General features: G+C 70.4%; 9 protein-coding genes. 4 read left to right on the top strand and 5 right to left on the bottom strand.

Annotation, left to right across the window (positions count from 1 at the left end; translation table 11 throughout):
• From NX1_RS29250 to NX1_RS29240, 3 genes are all read right to left on the bottom strand, one after another.
• On the bottom strand, positions 1 to 583 hold a 583-nt coding region (locus NX1_RS29250), incomplete at its 3' end, for an amidohydrolase family protein (protein WP_157120178.1).
• A gap of 55 nt (positions 584 to 638) precedes the next feature.
• Positions 639 to 1163 (bottom strand): FxsA family protein, encoded by a 525-nt coding sequence (locus NX1_RS29245; RefSeq protein ID WP_068066341.1) that lies wholly within the window; start codon positions 1161 to 1163, stop codon positions 639 to 641.
• An 83-nt stretch (positions 1164 to 1246) separates the two neighbouring features.
• Entirely contained in the window at positions 1247 to 1906 is a 660-nt protein-coding gene (locus NX1_RS29240) for a response regulator (RefSeq protein ID WP_068066339.1), read from the bottom strand.
• Here NX1_RS29240 and NX1_RS38875 point away from each other — a divergent pair.
• Entirely contained in the window at positions 1832 to 1993 is a 162-nt protein-coding gene (locus tag NX1_RS38875) for a hypothetical protein (protein WP_507762104.1), read from the top strand. The genes NX1_RS29240 and NX1_RS38875 overlap by 75 nt on opposite strands.
• 33 nt (positions 1994 to 2026) lie before the next feature.
• Positions 2027 to 2728, top strand: coding sequence for a DUF4132 domain-containing protein (locus tag NX1_RS29235; RefSeq protein WP_068066336.1), 702 nt, complete (start codon positions 2027 to 2029; stop codon positions 2726 to 2728).
• Positions 2729 to 2845: 117 nt separating this feature from the next.
• Here NX1_RS29235 and NX1_RS29230 read toward each other — a convergent pair whose 3' ends face one another.
• The gene (locus tag NX1_RS29230) at positions 2846 to 4024 is read right to left on the bottom strand and encodes a sensor histidine kinase (RefSeq protein ID WP_068066333.1); all 1179 of its coding nucleotides are present in this window, start codon (positions 4022 to 4024) and stop codon (positions 2846 to 2848) included.
• 78 nt (positions 4025 to 4102) lie between these two features.
• Between NX1_RS29230 and NX1_RS29225 the strand changes: the two genes are divergently transcribed.
• Positions 4103 to 4870 carry a TSUP family transporter gene (locus NX1_RS29225; protein WP_068066330.1) on the top strand — a complete coding sequence of 256 codons (768 nt, stop codon included), beginning with the start codon at positions 4103 to 4105 and terminating at the stop codon, positions 4868 to 4870.
• A 105-nt stretch (positions 4871 to 4975) separates the two neighbouring features.
• On the opposite strand, the gene NX1_RS29220 is transcribed toward NX1_RS29225, so the two are convergent.
• Positions 4976 to 5632 carry a TetR/AcrR family transcriptional regulator gene (locus NX1_RS29220; protein WP_245668721.1) on the bottom strand — a complete coding sequence of 219 codons (657 nt, stop codon included), beginning with the start codon at positions 5630 to 5632 and terminating at the stop codon, positions 4976 to 4978.
• 208 nt (positions 5633 to 5840) lie between these two features.
• On the opposite strand from NX1_RS29220, the gene NX1_RS29215 reads away from it, so the two are divergent.
• Positions 5841 to 7379 (top strand): TldD/PmbA family protein, encoded by a 1539-nt coding sequence (locus tag NX1_RS29215; RefSeq protein ID WP_068066328.1) that lies wholly within the window; start codon positions 5841 to 5843, stop codon positions 7377 to 7379.
• Positions 7380 to 7391 lie beyond the last annotated feature (12 nt).

Genomic DNA, 7391 nt, shown 5'->3' with positions numbered 1-7391 from the left:
GGCGCGCCTCGTCCCGGCGCGCCCGGTCCAGACCGCTCAGCACCGCGGCGCGCACGAGGTGGTGCGCCGCGCCGACCAGCGGCTCGCCCCTGGTGAACCCGGACGCCGAGGACACCTCGGGCACGGCGTTCAGGAGCGCCGAGGACACCGCGGCCGAATGGGCGTCCACCCGGGCCAGATACACCTGGCGGCCCGGTCCTGCCGCCGCGTCGATCTCCTCGATCGTCGGCGGGCGGCCCTCCGGCCAGCGGGTCTCGTCCCAGCCGTCGCCGAGGATCGCGCCGTCCGGCCGGGCAGCGGCGTGTTCGCGCACCGACGTCAGGCACTCGTCCAGCGACCGCGCGCCGGACAGGTCGAGTCCGGTGAGTTTCAGGCCGAGCGCCGTCACGTGCACGTGCGGCTCGACGAACGCGGGCGCGACGAACGCGCCGTCCAAGTCGATGATCTCGGCGTCCGGGTGCAGCGCGCGGCCGGGCCGTTCGGCGCCGAGCCACACCACCATGCCGTCGCTGACCGCCATCGCGGTCGCATCCGGTGAACTAGAGCTGTAGAAACGACCGCCGATCAGCAACTGGGTACCCACGGGTCACCAGTCTGCCGTATGCCGGATTCGGTCGATCACCGTGGACGGCCCACCGTCAGGCCGGGCCGACCGCCCGGCGGGCGTTGCCATGACCGTCGTCGTAGAACTGGGGGACGGCAGTCGGCGAAGCCGACGGGGTGGGTGAATACTGCTGGACGACCACGCCGTCGATGACCTCGTCGCCGTCGATGACGACGCCGCGGTACTGCGCGCGGCTCAGCAGGCGGCCGAAGCGACGCGCGGCCAGCGTGGTGACGAGGGGACGCACCAGCATCCTGGTCGGCGGCAGCAGCAACAGCAGCCCGACCACGGAGGTCACCAGGCCCGGGACGAACATCAGCACTCCGCCGGTCGCGACCAGCGCGCCGTCGGCGACGGCGGTGCCCGGGGTGATCTCGCCGCGTCCGGCGCGGCGGAACTGGTCGAACACCCGCCGCCCCTGGGAGCCGATCAGCAGCATGCCCGCCGCGGAGCCCGCGATGAGCAGCAGGATGGTGGGCATCGCGCCGATCAGCTGACCGACGGCGAACAGCGCGGCGATCTCGACGACCACGTAGAGCACGAACAGCAGGGCGGGCATGGCGTTCCTTCCGGACGATCTATCCCTACCAACGCTCGCGGGTGGAGTTTTTCTCCCGTGCTCGGCTGATAGCTCGCTGAGATTCAGCCGCCGGGCCGCACCAGCCCGGTCTCGTAGGCCAGCACCACGGCCTGCACCCGGTCGCGCAGGCCCAGCTTGGTCAGCACCCGGCCGACGTGCGTCTTCACGGTGGCTTCCGAGAGATAGAGCTGTCCGGCGATCTCGGCGTTGGAACGGCCCGCGGCGATATGTTCGAGCACCTCGCGTTCGCGCGCGGTGAGCACGTCGAGCACCGAGGGATCGCGCATGCCCGCGGGATCGTCGGCGATGAGCCGATCCAGCAGCCGCTTGGTGACCTTCGGCGAGACCACCGCGTCGCCGGCGGCCACACTGCGGATGGCCGAGACCAGGTCCTCCGGCGGGGTGTCCTTGAGCAGGAAGCCGCTGGCTCCCGCGCGCAGCGCGCCGAGCGCGTGCTCGTCCAGGTCGAAGGTGGTCATCACGAGGACGCGGCAGCCGTCGCCCGCCTCCACGATGCGGCCGGTGGCGGTCACGCCGTCGACCACCGGCATGCGGACGTCCATCAGCACCACGTCGGGCCGCAGTTCCTTGGCCTTGCCGACGGCCGACGCGCCGTTCTCCGCCTCCCCTATCACCTCGATGTCCGGGTGCGCGCCGAGTACCATCTTCAGCCCCATGCGCATCAATTCTTGGTCGTCGACTACGAGAACAGTGATCGGCACTGGTCCAATCTAGCGGTGCCCGGCGACAATTCGGTTACCGCTTCCGCGCGTCACGCGGAGTTGTCGGCGCGCGCCGATAGGCTCTGACGATTCTCGGTAATCGACTCTCTTGGTGGGGAGATGTGCGAACAGATTCGGCTTCTGGAAACGGCGATGATCCAGCAACGCACCTGGACCGGCGGTCAGCATCGGGTTGCTGTCCTCGACCATCCGTTCCTGCGCCATCCGGCGCGACGACTGGTCTGGCTCGGATTCGACGAGCGGGCCAACCCGGAGGTGTCCTTCCGTGTCGCGGCGGACGGCACCGCGACCGACCGCGACGGCCGGACGATCGGCGTCGACTCGGCTCGCATCGCGGTGGCCCATCCGCTCCAGCTCGCGGGCGAACTACCGCACTGGGTCAGCCATTTCACGAATCACGAACTGCGCCAACCCTTTCCGCAACTGGCCAGGGAGGTGCACGCGCTGACCGAGCGGGAGCGGACGGCGACCTCGCTGGAACGCTTCGCGCACCGCATGGTGCCCACCTCCGCGCTGCTGCGCCTGGAGGGATTCGGCTGGCGCCGCGGCGCGCCGATCGACGGAGTGCACGATCACCTCTACCGCCCGATCGACGGCGACCTGCAAGTGCTGCTGCACCTGGACGACGGCATCGCGGTCGAGGAGTCCGAGCCGGAGGGCGAGCGGGTCATCGAGGCGGTCGAGCTCAGCTCGCGGCCCGCGTCGCCGTGGTGGCGCCGGTGCGGCGACACCGCCTTCGGCGCGCTGAACCCGATCACCGCGAGCGAAGTGCTGCGCGAGCTGGCGGCGATCTTCGAGTGACCCGGGCGTAACTGATCACTCCCGAGGCCGCGGCAGCGAGACCGCCCCTCCATCCCCCGGGGCCGCGACAGCGGGACCGCCTCAATCCCCCGGGGCCGCGACAGCGGGACCGCACCCCTAGCAGTCCCACGGTTCCGGAACGAGCGGAATGGTCGCGCGCACCCGCCAGGCGCCGTCGCCTGCGCGGCCCACGTCCATGGCGCCGCCCAGGACCGCGATGCGTTCGCGCATGCCGACCAGCCCGAGGCCGCTGCCTTTGATCGGGTTCGCCTCGGGCCCACGCATCGGAACGCCGCCGGAATCGGTGACCTCGACCAAGACGTCGCTGTCGCGCCGGTGCACCCTGACCCACGCCTTGGGGTGCGCGCCCGCGTGGCGCAACGTGTTCGTCAGCGACTCCTGCACGATCCGGTGCACGCCGAGGCTTACCTCGGGGGCGATGTCGTCGATGTCGCCGGTCAGCTCGAGTTCGACGGCGAGACCGGTGCCGCGCATCATCTCGACCACCCTGGCGATACCGGCCGTGCCGTGCTGGGGCAGCTGATCCGGCGCGTGCTCGGTGCGCAGCAGCGCGACCGTGCGGCGCAGCTCGCGCAGCGCGTCGCGCCCGGTGCTCGCGATGGTGGTGATGGCCTGTTCGGCGCTGTCCGGGTCGCGCCGCAGCGCGTACTTCGCACCGTCGGCCTGCACGATGATGACGCTCACCGCGTGCGCGACGACGTCGTGCAGCTCGCGCGCGATGCGGGTGCGTTCCAGCGCGACCGCCTCGTGGGTGCGCCGCTCCCGGTCGTAGTCGGCGACGGCGAGCCGCGCGGCCACCTCGGCGTCGTAGGCGTGCCGCGCGCCGTTGAACTCCGCCAGCGTCCAGCACAGCGCGTAGTACAACGCGATGAACGCGATCGTCGTCCACACCGGCTGGTCGAGCAGCACGGTGGACAGCGTGGTGTCGACGACAAGACCCGCCAGCAGAAGCAAACCCTCGCGCCTGCCGACGTAGGCGACCAGCGTGTACAGCATGATCCCGAGCGCGAGCAGCGCCGGATGCACGGCGTTGTCATCGAGCACATAACTCAGCAGGGTGGTGCAGATGGCGAGGCCGAGCATGGTGGCCGCGGTGGCCCTCGGGTAGACGCGGCGGAAGGCGACCGGGATCGGCAGCAGGCCGCCGACCACCAGGTACACGGCCTTCTGGTCGGAATCGCCGATGGCCGTGAGGTCGAGCAGCAGCAAGCCGAAGGCGAGGATGGAATCCGCGACCAGGGGCTTGCCACGAAGCCAGAGACTGAACCGGCGCATGCGGGCAAGACTAAGCCCACCCGGGAAGGCACCGTCCCAGGCAGCGCGAAAACATGGGACGTCTGGTTGGGTTGCACCGTGAATCTTGCAGATTGGGCGGCCCTGGTGGCGGCCGCGACCGCCGCCGGGTGGGTCGACGCGGTGGTCGGCGGCGGTGGACTGATCGTCTTGCCGACGTTGTTCCTGGTGGCCCCCGGCATCGCGCCGCAGACCGCGCTGGGCACCAACAAGCTGGCCGCGGTCGCGGGCACCACCGCCTCGGTTCTGACTTTCGCCAGGAAGGTGCCGATGGAGTGGCGGGTGCTGCTGCCCGCGGCGGGCCTCGCGGCCGTTGCGGCGGCGGTGGGCGCGGCGGCGGTCTCGCTGATCGATCGCGACCTTTTCATCCCGATCGTCATGGTGGTCCTGGTGTCGGTAGCGATCGTCGTTACCCTGCGCCCGTCGATCGGCGTCACCATGGCAACCCATCCGCCGACCCGCCGCAAGGTGGTGCTCGTCGTCGCGCTGGCCGCCGGGCTCATCGGGTTCTACGACGGCTTGCTCGGGCCGGGTACCGGCACCTTCCTCATCATCACCTTCGCCACATTGCTCGGCACCGAGTTCGTGCGGGCCGCGGCCATGGCGAAGGTGATCAACTGCGGGTCCAACGTCGGCGCGCTGATCTTCTTCGGCCTCACCGGTCACATCATGTTCGCGCTCGGCGCGACGATGGCGGTCGCCAATATCGCCGGCGCGATCGCCGGGTCGCGGATGGCGCTGAGCCGCGGCGCCGAATTCGTCCGCGTGGTGCTGCTCGTGGTCGTGGTGGCGATGGTGCTCCGCCTCGGGTGGCAGCAGTTCGCCTGAGCGGCGCGCGCTGTCATCCGAACTGCTCGGTCATGCTCTGCCATTCGACGTTCGAGGTCATCCGAAGTGATCGGTCGTTTCGAAGCGCTGAGCCGTTCGAAGCGCTCAGCCCACCGGTTCGGCGTGTGCCGCGCAGCTGGCGGTAAGCCACGGCCGCAAGACACGGGAGGCGGTTTCGTGAATGTCTCGGTGCAGCCGCTCATCGTCCTCGGCCCCGGCATGCGGTTGCTGGAAGAGCACGGTGAGCGCGCCGGACACAGCACCGACCACCGCGCCGACCAGGGCCGCGGCGCCGACCTCGTCTAGTTCGTCGGGGAAGGCAGCGTGCAGCTGCCTACCGATCTCGCGCTGCGCCACCAGCTGAGCGTGCGCGGCGCGGCCGCTCACCGCGGGCACCGTCCGCGAGACCTGGGCGCGCACCGCGGCGATGCGGGCGCCTAGATCGTCGATGAGATGTTCGCCAGGGTTGTCACCCGCGGCTCGCAGCGCGCGCAGCAGCACCTCGAACGGAGGCTCGCCGACGCGTCGGCTCGCGATGGCCGCGACGGCCATTCGCACTCGCTCGTCGGGTTCGGGGAAGAGCAGTTCTTCCTTGCTGGCGAAGTAATTGAAAAAGGTTCGCGTGCCCACCTCCGCCGCGGCGGCGATGTCGGCCACCGTGGTCTCGTCGTAGCCTCTGGTCTCGAAGAGTTCGACGGCGGCCTCGAGCAGCGCGCGGCGGGTACGTTCACGTTTGCGGTCACGGAGGGCGGATGGCGGCACGCGGGCACAGTACGGCATTTCGCAGCGCCGATGCGGTAACCCGCGTCTCGCGCGTGCCGTTCGCGCCGAACCGACCGGGCGTGCCGGACCGGCTTCCCGCCGATGCCTTTCTGCGCCGCTTGGCATTTCACGCGGGTCACCGCCGGAGCGGTGTGCGCGGCGCGTCCGGCCGATGCCGGTGTCGGCGGGCACCGGTAGCGTAAACGGGGTGAGCATCGCGACTTCCGGGGACGGCTCGGTGATCGACGCCGAATTCCTCGCGCTACCACTGTCCGCGCTGGCCGACGCCGCGCTCGCGGCGGCCACCGCGGCGGGGGCCGAACATGCCGATCTGCGCGTGCACCGGTTGGTCACGCAGTCCATCCGGCTGCGCGACGGCCGCGTCGAGGCGATCAGCAATGCCACCGATCTCGGGTTCGCCGTGCGCGTGATCGTCGACGGCACCTGGGGTTTCGCCTCGCACGCCGCGCTCACGGCCGACACCGCCGCCGAGGTGGCGCGCCGCGCGGTCACCGTGGCGACCGCGTTGCGCGATCTGAACCGGGAGCGCGTCGAACTGGCCGACGAGCCACGCTACGCCGACGCGCGCTGGGTCTCGGCCTACGACGTCGACCCGTTCACCGTGCCCACCGCCGACAAGGTCGCTCTGCTGCAAGACTATTCGGGCAGGCTGGCCGCGGCCGACGGCGTCGATCACGTGACCGCTTCGGTGTTGCAGGTCAAGGAGCAGACCTTCTACGCCGACACCGCCGGCTCGTCGATCGCCCAGCAGCGGGTCCGGCTGCACCCGCAGCTCGAGGCCGTTACCGTCGACTCCGCCGCGGGCGTCTTCGAGACCATGCGCACCCTCGCCGCCCCCGCGGGGCGCGGCTGGGAGTACGTCACCGGCGCCGACGGAATCTGGGACTGGAACGACGAACTCGCGCGGATCCCCGGCTGGCTCGCCGAGAAGGTGAAGGCGCCCAGCGTCACGGCCGGCCCAACCGATCTGGTGATCGATCCCAGCAATCTGTGGCTGACCATCCACGAGTCCATCGGTCACGCCACCGAATACGATCGCGCCATCGGCTACGAATCCGCCTACGCCGGCACCTCCTTCGCCACACCCGACAAGCTGGGCACGCTGCGCTACGGCACGCCGATCATGCACGTCACCGGCGATCGCACCGAGCGCCACGGCTTGGCCAGCGTCGGCTACGACGACGAGGGCGTTGCCGGGCAGCGCTGGGATCTGGTGCGCGACGGCGTGCTCGTCGGCTACCAGCTGGACCGCGCGTTCGCCCCGCGCCTCGGTCTGCCGCGCTCCAACGGCTGCTCCTACGCCGACTCCGCGCATCATGTGCCGATCCAGCGGATGGCCAACGTCTCACTGCAACCCGACCCGGATCGCGACACGAGCACCGAGGAGCTGATCTCCCGGGTCGAGGACGGCCTGTACATCGTCGGCGACAAGTCCTGGTCGATCGACATGCAGCGCTACAACTTCCAGTTCACCGGGCAACGCTTCTTCCGTATCCGCAACGGCGCGCTCGATGGCCAGGTGCGCGATGTCGCCTACCAGGCCACCACGACCGATTTCTGGGGCGCGATGGAGGCGGTCGGCGGTCCGTCGACGTGGCGGCTCGGCGGCGCCTTCAACTGCGGCAAGGCCCAGCCGGGTCAGGTCGCCGCCGTCAGCCACGGCTGCCCATCGATCCTGGTGCGCGGCATCAACGTTCTCAACACCAGGACGGAGGCCGGTCAGTGAGCGAGCCGGGCA

Origin of the sequence: Nocardia xishanensis NBRC 101358 (assembly GCF_001613365.1) — a bacterium.
In the GTDB taxonomy this organism is placed as follows: domain Bacteria; phylum Actinomycetota; class Actinomycetes; order Mycobacteriales; family Mycobacteriaceae; genus Nocardia; species Nocardia xishanensis.
Note: the sequence above shows the minus strand (reverse complement) of the source record. Positions and strands in the feature narration are given on the sequence as shown.

Bases quoted from the DNA above. Each gene is read 5' to 3' on its own strand.
- NX1_RS29245 (WP_068066341.1), bottom strand. From the start codon at position 1,163: ATGCCCGCCCTGCTGTTCGTGCTCTACGTGGTCGTCGAGATCGCCGCG.
- NX1_RS29235 (WP_068066336.1), top strand. From the start codon at position 2,027: ATGTGCGAACAGATTCGGCTTCTGGAAACGGCGATGATCCAGCAACGC.
- NX1_RS29230 (WP_068066333.1), bottom strand. From the start codon at position 4,024: ATGCGCCGGTTCAGTCTCTGGCTTCGTGGCAAGCCCCTGGTCGCGGAT.